The sequence below is a fragment of the Leptospira gomenensis genome (assembly GCF_004770155.1).
GTDB lineage: Bacteria > Spirochaetota > Leptospiria > Leptospirales > Leptospiraceae > Leptospira > Leptospira gomenensis.
Map to the genome: position 1 here is coordinate 86,687 of NZ_RQFA01000066.1, position 19,645 is coordinate 106,331.

Genomic DNA, 19,645 nt, shown 5'->3' on the forward strand with positions numbered 1-19,645 from the left:
CAGTTTACAAACGTTAGACGAAACCGATCAAACGGCGACGATCCAACCCATGGCTCCGTTCTCGGCCATTTTTGTCTGATGTGGATGAAACATGTATCTTCCCCGTTTCGGCAAAGTGAATTCGATTACTACACGTTCGGTTTGTCCGAGCGTAACCACGTCCGTATGATCGTCCGGAGTCAGCCTCGTTCCGGTTCTGTAGACGTCGAAGGTTTGCGCGTGCAAGTGGAACGAGGCGACCGGCTCGTATTCACACATGTTTGCGATATAAAGACGCACCTTTTGACCGACCGGAACCTTGATCGGATAACGATCGTAAAAACCCGCCATCCCGTTCCACGAATAGATATCGTTTCTCCCCTTGTCCTCCAAATCCCAACCGGAAAGAATGAGCATGAACTCGTGGGCGGGAGGACGACCTCCCGGAGGATCCACGATCAATCCGCCGTACAAACCCTTGGCCATATGACTCGCCAAAGGAGGAACGTGACAATGATACGGATGAAATCCGATCGGTCCCGCGGTGAGCTTATACGTCTTTTCTCCGCCGGTTACGATCGGTTCCCAACCGTCTTCGTTGGGATCGTGACTTCCGTGAAAGTGAATCGAGTGCGGATGTTCGGAATCGTTCCGCAAAGTGATTTCCATTTTTTGCCCGAGCCTCGCTCGGATGACCGGACCGGGAACCGATCCGTTGAACGTCCAAGCCTTTACGACCGTGTTGTGTGCGATCGTAAGAGGCATTTCGACGATGCTCAAGTGTCTTTTTAAAATCGGTCCGGACGAAGGGACTTCCGTCTCCGCAAGACGTTTCAAATCCATTCTCGAAAGATAATCCGGATCCGTTTGGAAGGGAGGATGCACCATACTTCCGTACGAATTATTACCCGGATTTCCGGGAATCGTGGACTCCTTGTTGACCCCCACGATTCCGGGGCGGACCTTACAAAGAAATCCTCCGCCCCCTTCCTTATCTCCGATCGAACTGATCCCGGCTCCGGCAGCAAGCCCGGCGCCTCCCAGTCCGATCCATTTGAGAAACTGTTTTCGATTCAACGACGTTTAGAATTTAGCGACCGAAGTAATCAGAATGATCAGCGCTAAAAACCCCACTCCCCCGTAGACGAGGGTGCTTTTCAACCAAGAGGGAAGTTTGGATCCGCCCGCAACAAGATAAGCGCCCGCCCCCAAAATGGGAACGAGAAGAATCGCGCCCGTCCAAATCGATCCGATCTTGGAATCCACGTCCTCCCGTTTTACGAGATCCACGAGCGCCAAAGGCGCCAGTAGAGTGTAGAGTATGAACGGAAAGTAATATCCGTAGAAGTTGAATAATAAAGCGAAAAATCCGGGTCCGCCGATTACGTTTTGTTCCATTGTGTTTCTCCTTAAGTAATTCTGAATATTCTAAATCGATCAACTGATCGTTTTGGTTCCGACTCCGTTCATAAGCGAAATGCCGGTGTAAGCCAAAAGAAGGAAGAACGCGATGATTCCGCCCCAAACCAAAGTCCGTTTGAACCAGGAAGGATATTTGTTTCCTCCGCCCAGAAGATAAACCGCCGAACTTAGGATCGGAATCAGAGTGATCGCCGCGATCCAACCGAGTTTGCGGTTCCGGTCCAGGTCGCTCCGATCCTTAAGATCGAACAAGGACATCGACGTCCAACAGATATAAATCGCAAACGGAAGCAAAAATCCCAACCAATGATAGAAGAACGGAAACAAACTGATCGGTTTTACGAGGGTGATCGCGCCCGTGGTGGGGGCGGGTTTTCTAGGAACGTTCTTCAAAACCTCGTCCGCTTCTTTGGGGAGTCGGATTTTATTCAGATCCAGATTGAAATCCTCGAAAGCGGTTAACGCGGGTTTTACGGGAGCGGAACTTCCCAAAGGCATGTTCGTTTGAGGACCGGGAATCGGTTGTTCCTTGTAATTGCCGGACGGAAATCTTCCACCGGAAGCCTGCACCATCAAACCGAGAGCGCCGAGCATCATGGAAAGATCTCCTCCCATGGGGAGACGCAGAAAGGAACCGCATCCGTTCCATTTTTCCAAGAAGGCCGGAAGTTCGGTTCTGTATTCGTTTCCGGAAAAACAATTCCCCGTGCTCATCGGACCGACGAGTGCGATGTCCGCTCTTCCGGAATTGTAAACGACGTTATCGCGCACAGAATTGTTATGCGAAATCCAAAATTTTTCGTCCAGGTTAGGAAGAATCACGATTCCGTTATTGAGATGATCGACCACGACGTTTCTTTCGATTACGTTGGAAAGACCGCCCGCGATCAAAATTCCGTTTCCAAAGGAAGGATATTCCAGGGCGGCTATGGGGGCTTTCGGATTATTGTTGTTATAGACAAGATTTCCGACGATCGTAGTTTCCCGTTCGGGGGGAAGAAGTTCCCGGTCCAGAGTATTGGGAGCGAGACCTACGATATTGTTCTTCCAAACCGAACCGACGAGATATAACTCTCCTCCTGAATTCGTACCGGAATAACCGAGCGCGTTGTATTCGGAAACCACGTCGTAAAGAATCGCCTTACACGGATAACACTGGCCGATGTAAATTCCAGAATCCGGGGAACCGGACGCGTAAGAATGTTCGATCACTCCGTTGACGGAATCGAATGCGTAAATCCCGTAATCTCCGTTGTTGTGCGCCGTAAGATACGAACCTCTGTATCCTTTGACTCCCGTCCAATAAAAGCCGTTTAACGTGGCGTTTCTCGCGGTCATGTTTTCGATCACCACCCCGTCCGCGGCGACGACCATAATTCCGTTTCCTCTTTGAAACTGACCGTCGATGATTACTTTGTTACGATCCACACCTCGGATCGTAATGGAAGGAGTGGTGACCGTAACTTCTTCCAGATAAACTCCTTCGCTGATCAAGACGAGATCTCCGGGTGCCGCTGCGTCCACCGCGTTTTGGATCGTAGGGTATTGAGAAGGAACCTTACGTGTGGTTCCCGAAAATTGCGCGACGTTCTTCCAGGACTTACCCGCTTTCGCGGCCGGGTTATAGGAAACGTTTCCTACGACCACGTCTCCCACCATCCCGCTTTTGCCGTCCGGGGTCGCGTGAAAGGAGCAGAAATACGGAAACACACCTTCCTGAGGAAATGTGATTTTGGTTTTACTTCCCCGGGGCATCACGAGATTTCCGAAACTCTTTTCGGTGGACCAATCCTTAGCCACGGCAATCGCGTTATGCGGATTGTTCCCCGAATTGACGAACTCGACTACGCCGCCCACGGGTATTCTTTGCATGGGAGGAGAAAAGGAGTTATCGATCATCAATACATGAGCGAAACCTTCGACTTCGTTTTTGTCACCAGAACAGGCCGAAACGAGGACCCCGAGACCGATTCCTAAAACAAGGAACATGCCCCAAGAAATGACTTTTCTGAATTCAAAACCTGGTTTTTTCATTTTTGGTTGAACCCCCGGGTTTTCCGGAATTTTTTTGTATACTGAAACTGAATCGAATGAGAAATGGGATCTCATTTATCTTTTAAATCGGGACGTTTGCAAAGCAGAATTTGAAGTCTTTCCGATCTATAAAACGGCTCCTTTCTCTCTGTTCAGAATAATGAGCATTTGCTCACATATTTTAAAAAACTCAAGACAAAAAATCTATGAGAGAAAATTTTCCAGACTTAAATTCGAACGACCGTTATCCGATTCAGGAAACGTGTGATCGTTTCGGGAAACGTTCGGGGCTATGAATTTCGCATCCACCTTACAGGAATTTTTCCAGCTTCAATCCCCTCAGTCCTCTCATCCGAATGCGTGGAAGCGGAATATCATCCAAATTTTATTGGTCATCGCTTCTTGTTTCGGTTTCGTCGTTTACATTCCGAGTGTGTATCTCGCCTGGGTGCACGGGCTCGGCGAAGTCGTCATCATCGATACGCTTGCCCTACTTCTCATTTGGTTTCTTCTCTTACTTCCCAATCGATTCTACAAATCGAAGTCTTATTTTCTTTTGGCCTTGGTGTCCATTTTGGGAGCGCTCCTTTATACGAAGATAGGTTTGGGTGGCGCGGGGATTCTTTGGTTTTTTTTGATCCCAGTGTTTTGCGGAATTTTTCTCAATCCCACTTTGGCGTTTTGGGGATGGATCGTTTCGAGCGCTTGCGTTTTCGGTGGAGCGTTGCTCGTTCATTATAGAATCTGGAAAGGGACCGAAAGCGTTCTTCAGATATTGGTCGTAGGAATCAATTTTTCCTTTCTCTGCGGACTTTTGACATTCGCAGTGATTTCGATTCTCCGGGGTTTTGCGCAGGGAATTCGAAAACAGAAACAACTGCTGCAGCTTCAAAGAAAGACGAACGAACAACTACAAAAGGAGATTTCGATCCGCAAAGAAACGGAATCCAAACTCACGGAAACGTTAAACGACAAGGAAACCTTGTTCCGAGAAATCCAACATCGTGTCAAAAACAACACACAACTGATTCTTTCGATGATGGCGTTGGAACAGGAAAAAACCAAATCGGAACCGGCGAAAAAAGCGATCGCTTCGGCGATGAACCGGATTCATTCGATGGCGATGGTTCAGGATTATCTTTTTCTTAAGAATTCCTATAAGGTCATTCATGCGAAGGATTATCTCGATTCTCTGATCAAACATTTATTTCTTTCCTACGGTCCGAGCGACGGTACAATTCAAGCCGATTGCAACTTAGAGGAAATTCATCTTCCGATGGAGAAGGCGATTCCTTGCGGTCTCATCGTCAACGAATTGCTTTCGAATTCTTTCAAACACGCATTTCCCGACAAAAGAAAAGGGAGGATTTCCATCGAATTCAAAAAATCCGAATCCGGCTTTTTGATCCTTCAGGTTGCGGACGACGGTGTCGGAAGAAAAACCTTGGATGAGGATAAAAATTCCGACGGTGAAAGTTCTTCCTTGGGTATGAGTTTGATCGAAGCTCTTTGTCAGCAATTGCGGGGCGAAATGGAAGTGGAAACGCGGAACGGTTTTTCCGTGCGTGTGCGTTTTTTTCCGTAGTCAGGAACGGTTTGTTTTAGAATCGGAGAATCGTGGGAACTCACACGGGACACAGGCTACAAGCAGCAAATCCTTGGTACGACAAACTGCGTGGGAACTCACACGGGACGCTGACTACGGGCAGCAAATCCTTGGTACGACAAACTGCGTGGGAACTCACACGGGACGCAGGCTACAAGCAGCAAATCCTTGGTACGACAAATTGCGTGGGAACTCACACAATCTTACTCAGGAAAGGACTCGAAACAAAGAGTTCTCTCTTTCAAAAACGAATGAAACTGCTTGTGAGAAGCGCACTCTACTTCCGTGCTCACAAAATAATCGTATCCTCCGCCCTTCATCTTGATCCTACAACAACCCGGAACTGCGGCAGGTTTCGGATCGCCCGACGAATTTCTTTCCGAATCTTTTTTATCCGTTTCCTTCGCGAACGAGCCGAACGGAACGAAACAAAACATCACAAACAAAACTGCCGCTGCGAAAATCGATTTTTTATTCATCACAAATCCCAGTAAAATTCCATCGGCTGTAGCGCGAATCTAAAATCCTTCTTTTTTATGATCCTATCTCTAAATCTTCGTTTGTTCCGACACAAGCGATTTTCGCCGGTGATCCAATCCTAAAAATGCGGGAACACAAAGAGCACAAAATTTTTTCCGTTCTTCCTAAAATAGGATCGACTTTGATTCGTTTCGATTCGTTTTTTCGGAGCGTTTCTCGGAAATCCTTTGGAATTCAATTGCAATCTTGAATTTTTCGTCCATTCTAATTCGCGAATTTAAACAAAAAATCAGACAGGCACGCGATCCCAATGAAAACAAAAAGACACCCCTCACCACGAACACTTTTTCTATTTTTGATTCTTCTGATAACACCTCGGCTTTTCGGAGAAACCGTACTTTTGAAATCAGGAGGAAGGACCTACGGGACGGTTATCGACCAGGATCCGGAATCGGTTACGATTATCCGGGAAGGCAAACGCGAACGTTTGGTCAAAAGTAAAATTCTCAAAATCGTTTTCAAAGAGATTAAGGACGAGCAGGAGATCGCCAAAATCGTGGAAAACGAACGCAAAAAACTGAACAAAGAAGGAAGACGAAACGAACGGGAAGAACAGGCGGATAATATCTACCTGGAACAGATGATTAAGGAGAATAGTTACAAGATCGTACAAAAACGTTTGGCTTTATTGGAAAAGTATCTCGAAGAACGGGACGGAGATTGGGAACGATACATTTCCGCGAAACGGAATCCTTGGGAACCTGTTTGGAAGTCAGCGCTTCTACCCGGTTGGGGACAAAGTGTGATGCGACAAGGGGAATGGAGCAACACCTATTCCACGATTTTTTTCGTATCGCTCATCGCCTATTTCGCGTTAGACGCCGCCGAAAAAGACCGCGCAGACGCGTACGACAAAAAGATAATCAAGACCTTGGAACAAAAAATCACTTTGGGTTTTTTACCGTCTGGTTTGATTCCTGCTGCCGCTTTAGAACAATACGACCAGATACAAACGATCAAAACCCTTGAATCCCTCGGATCCATCCGCTCGGACGAATCACAATACAAAAACGCCAAACACGCAGCTCTCGGAGTCGCCGTAGGAATTTACTGTATCCAGTTGGTGCATTCCTATTTTTCGGGAAAAACATGGGCCGCGCACAATGTGATACAAACTCCCGCAGGAGAATCCGTACGAGAAGGTTTTGGTGTCCGCGGAAATCCTTTGGTCTCTCGGGAAATCGCGGGAGGAATCAAAAGTATCGACGCCGGAGGACAAATTCTCTACAGCGTATTTTTTTAAAAAGGAGTTAGGTTCCGACGGGGAGTTTCAATCCTTTGGATTCCAACCATTGTCTGTTGAAAATCCTGGATTGATACCTGGCTCCCGAATCGCATAACACAGTAACGATGGTATGCCCGGGTCCGAGTTCTTTGGCCAATTTTACGGCGCCCCCCACGTTGATTCCAGTGGAGCCTCCCAAAAACAAACCTTCTTTGTGCAACAATTGATAAACGACATGTAAACATTCTTCGTCGGAAACGCGGATCGCGTCGTCCATGGGAGCACCTTTCATATTTTCGGTGATTCTTCCGTTTCCGATTCCCTCGGTGAAAGAGCTTCCTTCCGCAAGGACCTCGCCTTTTTTGACGAAGTTATAAATACCGGAGCCGAACGGATCGACGACTACGGTTTTGATCTTGGAATTTTTTTCCTTGAGAAACAAGGAAACTCCCGCATACGTTCCTCCGGTTCCGAGAGAAGTGATCCAGGCGTCGATCTTTCCTTCGGTTTGCTCCCAAATCTCGGGGCCGGTGGATCGAAAGTGCGCTTCCCGATTGGCGAGATTGTCGAATTGGTTGGCCCAGATCGCGTTTTCGGATTCTTCCGCGATTCGACCGGACAACTTTACGTAGTTATTCGGATCCTTGTACGGAACCGCCGGAACCGTTCGAACCTCCGCGCCTAACGTACGCAATAGATCGATCTTTTCCTGGGATTGTGTATCGGGGATGATGATGAGGGTTTTATAACCCTTGGAATTGCAGATATGCGTCAGACCGATTCCGGTGTTTCCCGCAGTACCTTCCACTACGGTTCCTCCCGGTTTCAAACGTCCGCTTCGTTCCGCGTCCTCAACGATAAACAACGCGGCGCGGTCCTTGACCGACCCCCCTGGATTGAGAAATTCCGCCTTACCGTAAATTTTACATCCGGTTTCTTCGCTGAAACTTCGAAGCAGAATGAGCGGCGTATTTCCCACCGTTTCCGAAAAATCTTTTTTAACGTTCATAGCGCCTTCTTCGTAAATGCTGGAATGCTCTATTCTAAAAATCGAATCGAAGATCGGAAACGAATCCTTTCCTTCGACCCCGTTCCCGCCTTTTTTTATCGAACCGATTCGGCGCGGCTCAACGGTGCCTCACACGTTTCGTCCACAGGAGCTTCGAAAGAAAATCCTATTTTTATAATATTCAAAAAATGAGATAGAGTCTGGTTTTCCGGACGAGCACGTTTTCCCGATCGTCGCGAGGAGGACCGAAAAACCGGACGCTTTCGAAGACGGGAAAAAGAACGGTGTGAAACGGCTTTCACGCGTTCAAGCTACAAACCGCAGTGGAACGCGTGAAGAAGTCCGAATTACGCGATCGTCACGTCCTTGGAGAGATAGACGTCTTGGATCGCGTTCAAAAGAGCGACTCCGTCCTTCATCGGTTTTTGGAACGCCTTTCTTCCGGAAATCAATCCCATACCGCCCGCTCTTTTGTTTACGACCGCAGCTTTTACAGCGTCGCCGAGGTCGTTCTCGCCCGAAGCTCCACCGGAGTTGATCAGACCTACTTTGCCCATGTAGCAGTTCGCCACTTGGTAACGCGCCATGTCGATCGGGTTATCGGCGGAAAGAGTGGTGTACATTCTGTCGTCTTTTTTACCGAATTTCAAATCTTTAAACCCGCCCGCAAAAACTTCGGGAAGTTTTTGTTTTACGATGTCCGCTTGGATCGTAGCGCCTAAGTGGTTCGCTTGTCCGGTAAGATCGGTCGCGAGGTGATAGTCGATCTTGTCAGGTTTGAATCCGTCGTTTCTCAAGTACGCCCAAAGAATCGTTACGAGTCCGAGTTCGTGCGCTCTGTGGAAGGCTTCCGAAATTTCCTGTATTTGGCGGGAAGATTCTTCCGAACCGAAATAGATCGTGGCTCCGACAGCAACAGCTCCCATATCAAACGCTTGTTCCACGTTCGCAAAAAGAATCTGGTCGAACTTGTTCGGATACGAAAGAAGTTCGTTGTGGTTGATCTTTACGATAAACGGAATCTTGTGCGCGTATTGTCTGGAAACAAGTCCGAGCACTCCGAGTGTGGAAGCGACCGCGTTGCAACCGCCTTCGATCGCGAGTTTTACGATGTTCGCGGGATCGAAATACGCGGGATTTTTTGCGAAGGAAGCGCCCGCGCTGTGTTCGATTCCTTGATCCACGGGAAGGATAGAAGTGTAACCGGTTCCGGCAAGTCTTCCCGTGTTCAGGATCGCCTGATAGTTTCTGAGAACGGAGTTGTTTCGATCGCTTTTGGAAAGAATATCGTCCACGTAGTTGGCGCCGGGGAGGCTCAATGATTCCTTGGGAATCGTTTTACAAGTATGGTTTAAAAGAGAATCCGCTTCTGCGCCCAGTGCGGCTTTGATTTTATCGATCATTCCTTAGTTCCTTGCTCGATTTGAATGTTGAATACAGGTTTTTTCAACTCACCTGGATTTTCCATCGCTTTTCGAAGCCAAAACTGTCCGGAAATCGTTTGTGAATGAGAACGAAAGGGCTGTGATCGGTCGTTTTTGTAGTAAAATCGATGAACCGGATGGTCCATTGTTTTGCAGTTTCCGCGGTAAAATTCCTTCGAGATACAAACTTCTGTGGGAACTCACACGATTTCACACTCACACGGTAGAATTCCTTCGAGATACAAACTTCTGTGGGAACTCACACGATTCCACGCACTCACACGGCAGAATTCCTTCGAGATACAAACTTGTGTGGGAACTCACACGATTCCACACTCCCACGGCAGAATTCCTTCGAGATACAAACTTGTGTGGGAACTCACACGATTCCACACTCCCACGGCAGAATTCCTTCGAGATACAAACTTGTGTGGGAACTCACACGATTCCACACTCCCACGGCAGAATTCCTTCGAGATACAAACTTGTGTGGGAACTCACACGATTCCACACTCCCACGGCAGAATTCCTTCGAGATACAAACTTGTGTGGGAACTCACACGATTCCACACTCCCACGGCAGAATTCCTTCGAGATACAAACTTGTGTGGGAACTCACACGATTCCACACTCCCACGGCAGAAGCACGGCCCGAGCGAAACCCTAAAAAGAGCCCCGCGCAAGAAACGCACACTTCCCTCAAACCGGAATTTTAACGATAAAATCCCAGCCTGCCTCCGATTTTTTGAGGAGAAGTTGTCCCCGGTTCGCCTGCAAAATCCCATAACAAACCGAAAGCCCCATACCGATACGAGCATCGTTGGAGCGGAAATTTTCGAACGGTTCGAACCTACTTTCCTCGCTCAGATTCAGCTCCAGCTTCCCGGAAACGAGAAGTTTCAGATACGGATTTTCCCCTGCCTCCAAATCGGCGCGTAAGTGAATCTGGGCCTTTTTTTGATTTTCGGAATAATAATACAGGATATTGTAAAGAACTTCCCGCACTTGATTCGGGCGAAGTTTCACGTTCAGCGAATCGGAAATGGACGTATCGAGAAGGATTTCCTTCGACTTCAGCATCTGCGAAATCATACCTTCCACGGAAACCACGAGTTGTTTGACGTTGGTATCGACCGGTTGTTCCGGATCCTGTCTGGAAAACAAAACCAGATTGCGGATGATCGAGGCGATTCTTTCCCCTTGTTCGATCACGAGACGAGCGTAGTTTTTCGTGTCCGCGTCGCCACCCGTATGATTGCGGATGATATGGCCGTAGTTGATGATTCCCATCAAAGGATTGTTGATTTCATGCGCCAGACCGGCCGCCAGCTTCTGAATGGAATCCAATCTTCTTTCCGATTGAATCACCCGTTCCATTTCGGAAATCTCCTGTTCCGAAACCGAAATCGAGGAAAGTTCGGAAAGGGTAAGAATGGAACCGGCGATACTTCCCTTCTCGTCCCGAATCGGAGAAACGCGGAACGCAACCTGAATCCGAGTCCCGTCCTTCCGTGTCAAAAGGGAAGGAATGTATTTGAGATGATGTAGTTTGGCGGAAATCGCCTCGGTATTTAAATTTTCCCCCGCGTCCGTGGAAAGGATTAAAACCTTTTCCCCGGAAGTTCCTTGAACCTCGGAAAGGGACCAACCGGTCAGAGACTCGGCGGTGCGGTTCATAAACAGAATTTTACCATCCCGATCCAAAGAAATCGTACCTTCTCCGATATTTTGAATCACATCCCGAAATTCTTTGCCTTCTTCTCTCGCTTTGCCGAATCTCCTTTGTTGTTTGAGCGCGATTTCGATCGAATTCTTAAGCGCCTGCGGTTGAAACGGTTTGGAAATATAACCGAAAATGGAAGCCTTGTCCACGGCACGGTTGAAGGTTTCTTCGTCGGCAAACGCGGTCATAAAAATGACCGGAACATCCATTTTCTTTTGAATTCGTTCCGCGGCTTGAATTCCGTCCAATTCCCCCTCGATACGGATATCCATCAAAATCAAATCGGGTTTATGACGTTCCGCTTGTTCCAGCGCCTCATCGGCCGTACGCGCCGTTCCTGCGATCCGATAACCCAACTTTTGTAAGGAAACCTGAAGATTGAACGCGATCAACCATTCGTCGTCTACGATGAGGATCGAGGGGATCGGGTGAGTATCGGAAAGTTCCATTCTGGTTCGGATTACCTTGGCGAAAAAAATGTAAAAGTATACGGGAATTGAAAACCATTTTTCAATAACGAACAATAGAATTTGGATCGGAATCGCATATCGATTGGAAAGTTCTTCCTTGAAATCGAGAAAAATCCTTGAATCGGAAAGCGAAACGCTCTAGCATATAAGGAACTTCTCTTAGGGAATGAGACGACCGAAAACGAACGGAACAAAAACGAGCATTCCTTAAGGAATCCGAAACGGACCTTTCGAAACCAAAAGATCGAATACGGAGACGGTATGTACGTAAAACAGATCCTCGCGAAAAAGGACAGAAAACTTCTATCGGTGGAACCGGAAATTTCGGTGATGGAAGCGGTCAAGTTTATGACCAAGTACGATATCGGCTCGGTGATCATTTTGGCGGAAGGGAAACTCAAAGGGATTTTCACAGAACGCGACGTACTCCATCTTTCCGCAGAATTGGGATTGGACTTCTTCCAAAAAACGGTTTCAGAGGTAATGTCCACTTCACTTACGACCATGTCCCCGGAGGACGACGTGGACGAACTTCTTTCCGTAATGTTGAAAAAAAGGATCCGTCACATGCCTATTTTAGAAGACGGACAGTTGATCGGAATCATATCGATCGGAGACGCCGTAAAGGCGAAAATCGAAAAAACGGAAGAGGAAAATAAAAATCTAAAACAATATATGTACAACGAAAACGGTTTTATCTGACCGAAATCCGACGTCGTCCGAATCGAACTACCAGGTTCGATCCAACCCCGGATCACAAAACGGAATCGATCCGAAAACGAAACCCATGTCGTAAGAACGGATTCCGGAAACGAAAACCGTAACTCCCTTCCCGGATCCGCATTTTTTCAGATTGCAGGAAACTCCGACCGAGTCAAATTAGAATAACTCCATGAAACTGATCCTTTTTCTACTGATGACGTATTTGGTTTATCGCGTCCTCTCCCGTTTTTTTTCCGGCTCCGCAGAACGATCCACTCGTCCCCAGTGGCGGACGTTTTACACCCGAGCCGAAGACTTTCGGGAAACCGGATCTCCCCGTGAGAAAGATATTTCCGCGAGAGCCCGGGTGGTAGATTCCGCTTCCCCCGGAGAAAAATGAAATCACCGATCGTGATGCGCAACCTACTACTCGGAGCGTTTTTTTTTCTTACTACGATTTCCTGTCTAAAACCGAGCGGAGAATTCGGTTGGGCCGTGTTGGACGAAGACAGTTTCGATCTACTCGAAAAAAAGAATATGACGGTCGGAGAATATACGATTACCCGCAACGATCTCGTATTTCCCGAAGACAAAACCATCCATTACATCTATCGATTTTCCCGATCGGTTCCCGAAACGGCCGAAACCTATGTGAGTTTGAGTCGGTTTCAACTGGGTTATAACGAAATGGACGTACTCCGCAAACGGCCCAATCCCTCCTCGCGTACGATCTCCGGATCGTTTCGGAACTTAACTCCAGGAAAATATCTGCTCAAGGTAGCGTTTGAAGGGGACGTCATCGACGAAGTGGAATTTTTAGTGCGTTCCGCGTCCAGGACGGACATCGGGGAAACTCCCGTACAAACCGAAGACGATATCGAAAAAGCGATGAAATAAAAAGATCAAAGCGGTTCCCGTTTGATCCCGTCCTCCAGAATTTTGTTGATCCGATCGATGTTTCTAAGAGAAAGATTCACTTCGATCTCGTTCCCGATCCGGACGATGTCTTCGTAGATTTTTTTCGCGCCCGCGAAGTCCTTTTCCTCTTCCAGCAAAACGGAAAGACGTTTCATGGCCAGAGTGACCGGCGTGGAATTCAACTTGGTGCGCGCCACACCCAAACGGCTCGCGGATTCCTGAAGGTCCAAATCCTTCAGACGATATTGAGCCATGGTGGAATCGTCGGTTCGTTCCAGAAGATTTTTTTTGATCTCCAAGGTTTCCTTCTTTAAAGCGGAATGTTTCGATTCTTCCGATCGAAGGATTTCGGATAACGTTTCATACGCTTGAATACTTCTTCGTAGAAAAACCTTCTCTTCCCTCGGTTTTCTTGCGTAGGCGTAAAAACGGGAGATTCCGTATTGAGCGGAAAATTCCTGACGATGTCTTTCACAAACATCGGAAAACGGAAGATCGGAATTCTCAGAATCGGAACGATCCTTAAGCCAATCCCCGTAAAACAAAACCGCCTTCTCCAGGTTTCCGGTTCGATTTTCGAAAAAGGATCCCAACTCGTAGGCGAACTTTTTTTTCTTTTTCGAATCCGCTTCCGCGCCGTAATAGGATTCGTAATACGAGGAAGCGAGGACGTTCTGTTTGAGCTCCGTATACAAGGAAGCGATCGCAAAATACGTTTCTGCGAGTTTCGATTCCTCCGTTTTTTCTTTCCGGGCTAAGTCCAGATATTTTTTATAGAAGTCGATCGCCTTCTCTTTTTTTCCCGAAGATTTGAGCTCCTTGGCCAGATCCAAATACGCATCCTTGAATTCTGGATCCAACTTGGTGACCAATTCCCACAACGCAGCGGTCGCGAAAAAGTCGGTGTTGCGTTTGTAATCGAAAAGTACGAAAATTCCGGTTCCGCTCACCGAAAGGTTGTTCACAACTTTGAGACGTTCCTTGTTTTCGTTTTCGGATTGCCGAATCAAACCGGCGAGATAATAAACCGTCTGCGCGTCTTCTTTCGATTTTTTAACGCGAAAAGATTCGTAGGCTGCGGCCTTGGAATCCGAATATTCCTTTTCCCTTCGTTCGAGTTCCTTTTCCGCCTGCGTTATGCGCTCTTTTAAAGCGGGAAGATCTTTGGCGAACAAAACGCGTTCCGTGGTGGCGCCGTTTCCGTTTTTTTCGGAAATTTTGGTTTCCTTTCCGCGGATCAGATTCGCTTCTACGAGATGGAAAAAATCCCGGGACGTTTTTAAATCCGCCGCCGCCTTTTCCCGATCCTCTTTGATTCTTCTGTGCGACGCGGCGGCTTGTTTTTCCGGAACGTCGTAAACTTCCGCGAGTCTACGTTCGTCCAAAAACTCCTCTTCGGTGTGACTGAAATCCCGGTAACGAATCGCGGTCAACGCGGCTTCGATCGCCTTGGCGTTCTGTTTTTTATCGTTGTATAGTTTGGACAAAAGCATATGCAGCTCGAAAAGGATCGGAGAATCCCGCATCAAACCGGAAGGGGAAAGTTTGGAAAGAAGTCCTAGGATCAGAAGACGGATCGTATTCCGATTCGTCTTTTCGTCGAAAATTTTACCGAGACGTCTTTCCTCTTCGATCCTTCTGGAATCGATGAATTGGGAATAATACCCGTTGAGCACTTTCTGAATTTCCGCTAAACCGTCTTTGGAAGGATCCTGAAGCGAAGTGCGAAGTTCGCTCATCGTCTGTTCCGTGATTCGTACGTGCGGCGGATCGTATATTTTTCGGGAATCGTATCTTCGATCCTGCTCTTCGGCCGAAACGGAAAACGTGCCTACAAAAACGAGGCAGGAAAGAAGGAAACATTTCGAAGCGAAGGAGGGAGTTGTAGTACGAAAGGGAAAGAGGAAAATCTCCGTTACAGTTTTAAAAAAAAAGCCCGGTCCGAAACCGATCGTAACAATTTCTCTGGAATCGTTACGAGAAAAAAAAACCGCTCCGAAACCAATCGCAACCCGGGAGACTAAAACTCGAGGCGTTCGATCGCAATCGCGGCTGTTTCTTTTTTCATCCGGCATTGTTTCCCAATTCGGCCAGCTCTTCCGCTCCTAAGATCTTTTCCACGTCTATGATGATGATGAAACGATCGTCCTTTTTTCCGATACCGGTGATGTATCTTCCGGAAATTCCTTTGACCGAAGGTGGCGGAGGATTGATGGATTCCGGAGGAAAAAGAACCACGTTAGACACCTTGTCTACGATGATTCCAACGGATTGACCGCCGACCTTGACCACGATCGCTCGGTCGTACGTCAATTCCCCTTCTCGAGGAACGGTGAGTCTGATCGCCAGATCCACCATCTTCACCACTTTTCCCCGAATATCCATGATACCGGCGAAATACGACTTCGCTTTGGGAATACGGATCAGATTGTTGATTTTGATGATTTCATCCACCAGGGAAATCGGAATCGCATATTCCTCGTCTCCTAAACTGAACAGGATGTATTGGTGGTCGATTTCGGATGACATACTTTACCTCAATACCGTGTGTATCCGACGTAGTAAAAGTAGGATCCTAAACTCATAAACAAAAGGACTTTTACGAAGAGCGGATTTCGTTTTCTCAGCATCCAGTCTAAACCGCCAAAAAGCAAACCGAAAACGCCGAGAGAAAAACCGAGCAGATAGAAATCGGTATAACCGTAATAGATACCGAACGCACAACAGATACCCAAAGTCAGATCCTGCAATTCGCTCCAGAATCTTTTTTTAAAACGAACGATCCACGGTTCTCTGTATTCCCTTCTTCCGGAAAAAATCCTATCCCAAAAAGAACGCTCCCGGTGAATTCCGAAAATATGATCGTAACGGTTGGAAAGTTCCCAAGGACGGACCGTTCTTTCTTCGGTTTGCCCCAGAGGGTTTCTGGAAATTCCGTACAGCCCGCCGAGAGTGTTCAAAAGATCGGAATCGGGAAGAGAGGAAAATATATCCTGAAACGGAGCGAGTTTGGAATAGATGGGAACCATTCTTCCGCTGGAAAGATCTTTCTCTTGAATGACCTCTCCGTTTTTCACGGTGGCGACGTAGATCCTACCGTTTTCACCCGCGATTTCTAAGGTAAGACGGACTTTTTTTTCGTGGAAGTTGAGATCCGCTTGAAGGATGTCTCCGGAAGGAGTGGTCGCGGAATACGATTTCGTATAACCCTTCGCAGGCGGTGTTTCTTTTTTCCACCATCTGCGAAAGAGGGAATAATCCTGATTGAAGCCCATACCGATTCTATCGGTCGAATCGGAAACGGGCTTAACGGTCGATATCTCAGCTTGGATCCGGGAGGAGCCCGGAACAGGAAGGAAAATCTACGGATTATTTTTTCTTCTTATGTCTGTTCGCTCTTCTCTTTTTCTTTCTTTTATGAGTAGCGATCTTTCTGCGCTTTCTTTTCTTACCTGAAGGCATTCAGAACTCCTTAGATTTCCTTCCTGTCAGAAAACTATTCCGTGTACTTTTGTAAAGTTTTATTTTTACGAAGCTCCGCGACTAGGTTTTTGATGTCGCCCACTCCGGTTTTACTGCTGATAAAAAGAACGTCTTCCTCTTCCACGACGATCAAATCCGAAACTCCCAAAACGGCCGTAAATTCTTTGCGCGTTTGAGTGATGTTTCCGGTCGCCTTGTGGAAAAGAATTTCCTTACCCATATGTCTGTTTCCGGAAGCGTCTCCTGGCATAACACGTTCCAAAGAATTCCAGGAACCGACGTCGTCCCAACCGAAACTCGCTTCCACCATTCGGATCCGGGAACTTTTTTCCATGATCGCCGTATCGATCGCTTCGGAGACGAGAATCTTAAACGCGTCAGCAAGTTCTCCCGCCTTTTTAAACGGAAATCGGTCCTCCAAAGGTTTTAGGATTTTCGGAGAATGTACATTCAATTCTTCTAAAATAGTAGAAGTCTTCCAGAGAAAAATCCCCGGATTCCAATAGAAGTTCTTCTTTTTGATGTATTTGAGCGCGGTTTTAAAATCCGGTTTTTCGTAAAAGGATTTCACCGCAAAACAGCCGTCAGTCGCCTTTCCGGATTCTATATAACCGTAACCTACTTCGGGACGATTGGGTTTGATTCCCAAAAGTACGAGATGATCGCCGACCTGAGAAAGCGCTTTCAGGATCGTTTTGGTGAATTCCTTTACAGGGTTGATCCAAGCGTCTGCCGAAAGGACAACCTGAACCGGATCCCCGTATTTTTCGCGGAAAAACAAGGAGGCGAGAGTTATGATCGGAGCGGTGTTTTTTCCTTCCGGTTCGATGATGAAATTTTTCTCGGGGAAATTTTTTTCCTGTGCGAGAATGGATTTCCTAAGACTCGCATTGGTTCCGATATAAATCCGATCGATCGAAGTGATCGTCAAAGCACGATCGAGAGTTTCTTTTAACAACGTTTTGTTGGAATATACTTTCTGTAATTGTTTGGGTGTGGAAACCCGGGAACGAGGCCAAAAACGTTCGCCCTTCCCTCCCGCCATAATCAGCACCACGGGTTTTTCTTGTTTCATTCTACCTCTTTAGGTTTTTTTACCGCGCCGTTCTTTTTCTTTTTGGAAGAAGGGATTTCTCCCAAGATCATCTCCGACGGAAGCAGGATCACTTCCACGTTGTCGGATAAACTTTCGTACAATAAAAACTCTCTCATATCGGGATTTTTGACCGCGAAGTCTTTGGTTCGTTCCAATCTTCTGAGCATCGCGGTCGTTTTGGCTTCTTCCTCGATCTTGATCGTTTCCGCCTTCGAAAGCGCGGCGACCAATTCTAATTTTTTCTGTAAGAGTAAATTCTGATTTTTGAATATTCCCGTTATAAGAGCCGGATCCGGAATCTGAATATCGGAGATACGGACCGTCGCACTCTTAAAGGACGTTTCTTCCGCGGTTAGATCCTTCGAAAAGTCGGAGGAAAGATACGAGAGAAGGTTCTGTTTGAGGGTTGCAGGATTGGAAAGATACTCGTCCGTCTTCTTGCGAAGAATCGAATATACGATTTTACTGATATACTGGGATACTTTCTCGTCGGAAACGCCGGACGCTTCCAAAAAACGAGGCACGTGATCCGGTTCGAGAGAATAGCGGATTTCCAAACGAATTCTGGCTTTGCCTTCGGACGAGGATTCCGGAAACAAACCGGAAGCGAGATCCACGTTCGTTATGATCTGCGACACCCGAGAAGAAATCGGAAAACGAACGACTCCGTAGTTCCAAGGAAACAGGGCTTTCCACTCGAAAACGTATCCCGGTCCGGAAGTATATTCCAGAATTTCTTCCGAACCATCGACTACGAGAAGGGAATCCCCCTCCTTGAGAGGGAATACGCAGAAATAGAGAAGAGCCGCAAGCAGTCCCGGAACGAAAATCCAGAACAATTTAGACCAAAACCGCATTATCCTTGCGCTGCGTCTTTGGTTTCCTCGGTATAGAGTTTGATGATTTTAGACGGAATGATCGTCGAAATCGCGTGTTTATAAACGAGGCTTTGTTTGTTTTCCTGTTCGAGAACGATCGTAAAGTTGTCGAAACTTACGACCTTACCTTTTAAGGGAACCCCGTTCAAAAGATAGATGGTAAGATCCATCTTATCTTTGCGGGCAGTGTTTAAGAGTTGGTCCTGTATATTGTTTTTAGCAGACATCTTTGTTTGTTTCCGTTACAGTCTATGTTTTATTGTTTCCAGCGCCTCGGTTCGACCCATCGGTTCCAGGTATGTTTCCTTTCGAAACCAAGTGATCTGCCTTTTGGCATAATTCCTGTGCGATTGACTTAAATCCCCGAGGAATGTCTCTACATTGGAGTTTCCTTTTTTATTTTCAAGTGCAAAATTGTAGCCCAAGGATTTGAGACCGGGACAATTCTCTCCGTAACGTTCCCGAATTTTCCAGGCCTCCTCCGCCATTCCCTCTTCGATCATCTGCGCCGCTCTTCGGTTGATACGGTCATAGAGTTCCGCCCGATCCAGATCCAAAAAAATACCGCATCCTATCCTCAAATCGAAACGTTTCATCGCGGACGTTTTCGGATCGATCTCCAACGCAGACCATCGTTTGCCCATCAAATTAACTTCCAAGGCCCGGCCCAATCGGTACTCGTCTCCCGGAAAAATTCGCACGAGGGAATCCGGATCCAGGCTTTGTAGTAATTCCTTTTTTTCCTCATAGGAAAGGGACAATACGCGCTCTCGAACCTCCGGATCGATTTCCGGAACGGGAAACATCCCGAACAAAAACGCCTTCAAGTAAAAACCCGTTCCCGCGGTAAACACGGGAATTTTATTCCGCTCCAAAACTTCCCGAAGAGCCTCTTCCGCCAATCGATTGTACAAACCTGCATCCACGGTTTCCGCGGGAGAAAGAACTTCCACGAGATGATGACGAATTTTAGATCGTTGTGTAGCGTCGGGAGCGGCGGTTCCGATCGGCATTTCCCGATAGATCTGCCTGGAATCAAAGGAAAGAATTTCGAACCGATCCGGATCGAGTTGTGTTGCCAGAGAGGTTTTACCCGCTCCGGTCGGAGCGGCGAGTAGGAGAATGGGTCGAGCCAA

At 47.2% G+C, this 19,645-nt stretch carries 17 protein-coding genes and 2 pseudogenes; 5 read left to right on the forward strand and 14 right to left on the reverse strand.

Features of this window, described 5'->3' with window-relative positions:
• Positions 1-27: 27 nt before the first annotated feature.
• Genes EHQ17_RS14610 through EHQ17_RS14620 form a run of 3 tightly spaced genes read right to left on the reverse strand, consistent with a single transcriptional unit; the run spans position 28 to position 3,435 of the window.
• Positions 28-1,056 carry a multicopper oxidase domain-containing protein gene (locus EHQ17_RS14610; protein ID WP_135590639.1) on the reverse strand — a complete coding sequence of 343 codons (1,029 nt, stop codon included), beginning with the start codon at positions 1,054-1,056 and terminating at the stop codon, positions 28-30.
• Between the two features lie 6 nt (positions 1,057-1,062).
• Positions 1,063-1,377 carry a PLDc N-terminal domain-containing protein gene (locus tag EHQ17_RS14615; protein ID WP_135590638.1) on the reverse strand — a complete coding sequence of 105 codons (315 nt, stop codon included), beginning with the start codon at positions 1,375-1,377 and terminating at the stop codon, positions 1,063-1,065.
• 39 nt (positions 1,378-1,416) lie between these two features.
• Positions 1,417-3,435 (reverse strand): right-handed parallel beta-helix repeat-containing protein, encoded by a 2,019-nt coding sequence (locus EHQ17_RS14620; RefSeq protein WP_135590637.1) that lies wholly within the window; start codon positions 3,433-3,435, stop codon positions 1,417-1,419.
• A 292-nt stretch (positions 3,436-3,727) separates the two neighbouring features.
• Between EHQ17_RS14620 and EHQ17_RS14625 the strand changes: the two genes are divergently transcribed.
• Complete coding sequence (locus tag EHQ17_RS14625) at positions 3,728-5,020, forward strand: sensor histidine kinase (protein WP_135590636.1); 1,293 nt, start codon at positions 3,728-3,730, stop codon at positions 5,018-5,020.
• 224 nt (positions 5,021-5,244) lie between these two features.
• On the opposite strand, the gene EHQ17_RS14630 is transcribed toward EHQ17_RS14625, so the two are convergent.
• Positions 5,245-5,478, reverse strand: a complete 234-nt coding sequence (locus tag EHQ17_RS14630; protein WP_246057577.1) for an LIC_11321 family protein — start codon at positions 5,476-5,478, stop codon at positions 5,245-5,247.
• A 422-nt stretch (positions 5,479-5,900) separates the two neighbouring features.
• On the opposite strand from EHQ17_RS14630, the pseudogene EHQ17_RS14635 reads away from it, so the two are divergent.
• Positions 5,901-6,824: pseudogene (locus EHQ17_RS14635) on the forward strand (LA_0442/LA_0875 N-terminal domain-containing protein); the annotation flags it as partial.
• A gap of 7 nt (positions 6,825-6,831) precedes the next feature.
• Here the strand turns inward: EHQ17_RS14635 and EHQ17_RS14640 are convergent.
• The 3 genes from EHQ17_RS14640 to EHQ17_RS14650 all read right to left on the reverse strand — a co-directional run bounded on the left by EHQ17_RS14640 (position 6,832) and on the right by EHQ17_RS14650 (position 11,411).
• Entirely contained in the window at positions 6,832-7,815 is a 984-nt protein-coding gene (locus EHQ17_RS14640; RefSeq protein WP_135590633.1) for a cysteine synthase A, read from the reverse strand.
• Between the two features lie 347 nt (positions 7,816-8,162).
• Positions 8,163-9,218 carry a class I fructose-bisphosphate aldolase gene (locus tag EHQ17_RS14645; RefSeq protein ID WP_135590632.1) on the reverse strand — a complete coding sequence of 352 codons (1,056 nt, stop codon included), beginning with the start codon at positions 9,216-9,218 and terminating at the stop codon, positions 8,163-8,165.
• A gap of 720 nt (positions 9,219-9,938) precedes the next feature.
• The gene (locus EHQ17_RS14650) at positions 9,939-11,411 is read right to left on the reverse strand and encodes an ATP-binding response regulator (protein ID WP_135590631.1); all 1,473 of its coding nucleotides are present in this window, start codon (positions 11,409-11,411) and stop codon (positions 9,939-9,941) included.
• A 282-nt stretch (positions 11,412-11,693) separates the two neighbouring features.
• Between EHQ17_RS14650 and EHQ17_RS14655 the strand changes: the two genes are divergently transcribed.
• From EHQ17_RS14655 to EHQ17_RS14665, 3 genes are all read left to right on the forward strand, one after another.
• Positions 11,694-12,134 (forward strand): CBS domain-containing protein, encoded by a 441-nt coding sequence (locus EHQ17_RS14655; protein ID WP_135590630.1) that lies wholly within the window; start codon positions 11,694-11,696, stop codon positions 12,132-12,134.
• A gap of 190 nt (positions 12,135-12,324) precedes the next feature.
• Positions 12,325-12,534 carry a hypothetical protein gene (locus EHQ17_RS14660; RefSeq protein WP_135590629.1) on the forward strand — a complete coding sequence of 70 codons (210 nt, stop codon included), beginning with the start codon at positions 12,325-12,327 and terminating at the stop codon, positions 12,532-12,534.
• A gap of 14 nt (positions 12,535-12,548) precedes the next feature.
• Positions 12,549-13,031 carry an LIC_12238 family plasminogen-binding lipoprotein gene (locus EHQ17_RS14665; RefSeq protein WP_425460718.1) on the forward strand — a complete coding sequence of 161 codons (483 nt, stop codon included), beginning with the start codon at positions 12,549-12,551 and terminating at the stop codon, positions 13,029-13,031.
• Positions 13,032-13,036: 5 nt separating this feature from the next.
• Here the strand turns inward: EHQ17_RS14665 and EHQ17_RS14670 are convergent.
• The 7 genes and pseudogenes from EHQ17_RS14670 to miaA all read right to left on the reverse strand — a co-directional run.
• A pseudogene (locus tag EHQ17_RS14670) lies at positions 13,037-14,911 on the reverse strand (tetratricopeptide repeat protein); the annotation flags it as partial.
• 205 nt (positions 14,912-15,116) lie between these two features.
• Positions 15,117-15,581, reverse strand: a complete 465-nt coding sequence (locus EHQ17_RS14675; protein WP_135590626.1) for a chemotaxis protein CheW — start codon at positions 15,579-15,581, stop codon at positions 15,117-15,119.
• 8 nt (positions 15,582-15,589) lie between these two features.
• On the reverse strand, positions 15,590-16,327 hold the full coding sequence (locus EHQ17_RS14680; RefSeq protein ID WP_135590625.1) for a hypothetical protein: 738 nt from the start codon (positions 16,325-16,327) through the stop codon (positions 15,590-15,592).
• Positions 16,328-16,548: 221 nt separating this feature from the next.
• Positions 16,549-17,610 (reverse strand): mannose-1-phosphate guanylyltransferase, encoded by a 1,062-nt coding sequence (locus tag EHQ17_RS14685; protein WP_135590624.1) that lies wholly within the window; start codon positions 17,608-17,610, stop codon positions 16,549-16,551.
• Positions 17,607-18,488: a hypothetical protein gene (locus tag EHQ17_RS14690; protein WP_135590623.1), complete on the reverse strand. Its 882-nt coding sequence runs from the start codon at positions 18,486-18,488 to the stop codon at positions 17,607-17,609. Before EHQ17_RS14690 ends, EHQ17_RS14685 begins: the two co-directional genes overlap by 4 nt.
• The gene (hfq, locus tag EHQ17_RS14695; protein WP_100745419.1) at positions 18,488-18,736 is read right to left on the reverse strand and encodes an RNA chaperone Hfq; all 249 of its coding nucleotides are present in this window, start codon (positions 18,734-18,736) and stop codon (positions 18,488-18,490) included. Before hfq ends, EHQ17_RS14690 begins: the two co-directional genes overlap by 1 nt.
• A 15-nt stretch (positions 18,737-18,751) precedes the next feature.
• Entirely contained in the window at positions 18,752-19,645 is an 894-nt protein-coding gene (gene miaA / locus EHQ17_RS14700; protein WP_135590622.1) for a tRNA (adenosine(37)-N6)-dimethylallyltransferase MiaA, read from the reverse strand.

Bases quoted from the DNA above. Each gene is read 5' to 3' on its own strand.
- EHQ17_RS14615 (WP_135590638.1), bottom strand. From the start codon at position 1,377: ATGGAACAAAACGTAATCGGCGGACCCGGATTTTTCGCTTTATTATTC.
- EHQ17_RS14620 (WP_135590637.1), bottom strand. From the start codon at position 3,435: ATGAAAAAACCAGGTTTTGAATTCAGAAAAGTCATTTCTTGGGGCATG.
- EHQ17_RS14625 (WP_135590636.1), top strand. From the start codon at position 3,728: ATGAATTTCGCATCCACCTTACAGGAATTTTTCCAGCTTCAATCCCCT.
- EHQ17_RS14630 (WP_246057577.1), bottom strand. From the start codon at position 5,478: ATGTTTTGTTTCGTTCCGTTCGGCTCGTTCGCGAAGGAAACGGATAAA.
- EHQ17_RS14640 (WP_135590633.1), bottom strand. From the start codon at position 7,815: ATGAACGTTAAAAAAGATTTTTCGGAAACGGTGGGAAATACGCCGCTC.
- EHQ17_RS14645 (WP_135590632.1), bottom strand. From the start codon at position 9,218: ATGATCGATAAAATCAAAGCCGCACTGGGCGCAGAAGCGGATTCTCTT.
- EHQ17_RS14650 (WP_135590631.1), bottom strand. From the start codon at position 11,411: ATGGAACTTTCCGATACTCACCCGATCCCCTCGATCCTCATCGTAGAC.
- EHQ17_RS14655 (WP_135590630.1), top strand. From the start codon at position 11,694: ATGTACGTAAAACAGATCCTCGCGAAAAAGGACAGAAAACTTCTATCG.
- EHQ17_RS14660 (WP_135590629.1), top strand. From the start codon at position 12,325: ATGAAACTGATCCTTTTTCTACTGATGACGTATTTGGTTTATCGCGTC.
- EHQ17_RS14665 (WP_425460718.1), top strand. From the start codon at position 12,549: ATGCGCAACCTACTACTCGGAGCGTTTTTTTTTCTTACTACGATTTCC.
- EHQ17_RS14675 (WP_135590626.1), bottom strand. From the start codon at position 15,581: ATGTCATCCGAAATCGACCACCAATACATCCTGTTCAGTTTAGGAGAC.
- EHQ17_RS14680 (WP_135590625.1), bottom strand. From the start codon at position 16,327: ATGGGCTTCAATCAGGATTATTCCCTCTTTCGCAGATGGTGGAAAAAA.
- EHQ17_RS14685 (WP_135590624.1), bottom strand. From the start codon at position 17,610: ATGAAACAAGAAAAACCCGTGGTGCTGATTATGGCGGGAGGGAAGGGC.
- EHQ17_RS14690 (WP_135590623.1), bottom strand. From the start codon at position 18,488: ATGCGGTTTTGGTCTAAATTGTTCTGGATTTTCGTTCCGGGACTGCTT.
- hfq (WP_100745419.1), bottom strand. From the start codon at position 18,736: ATGTCTGCTAAAAACAATATACAGGACCAACTCTTAAACACTGCCCGC.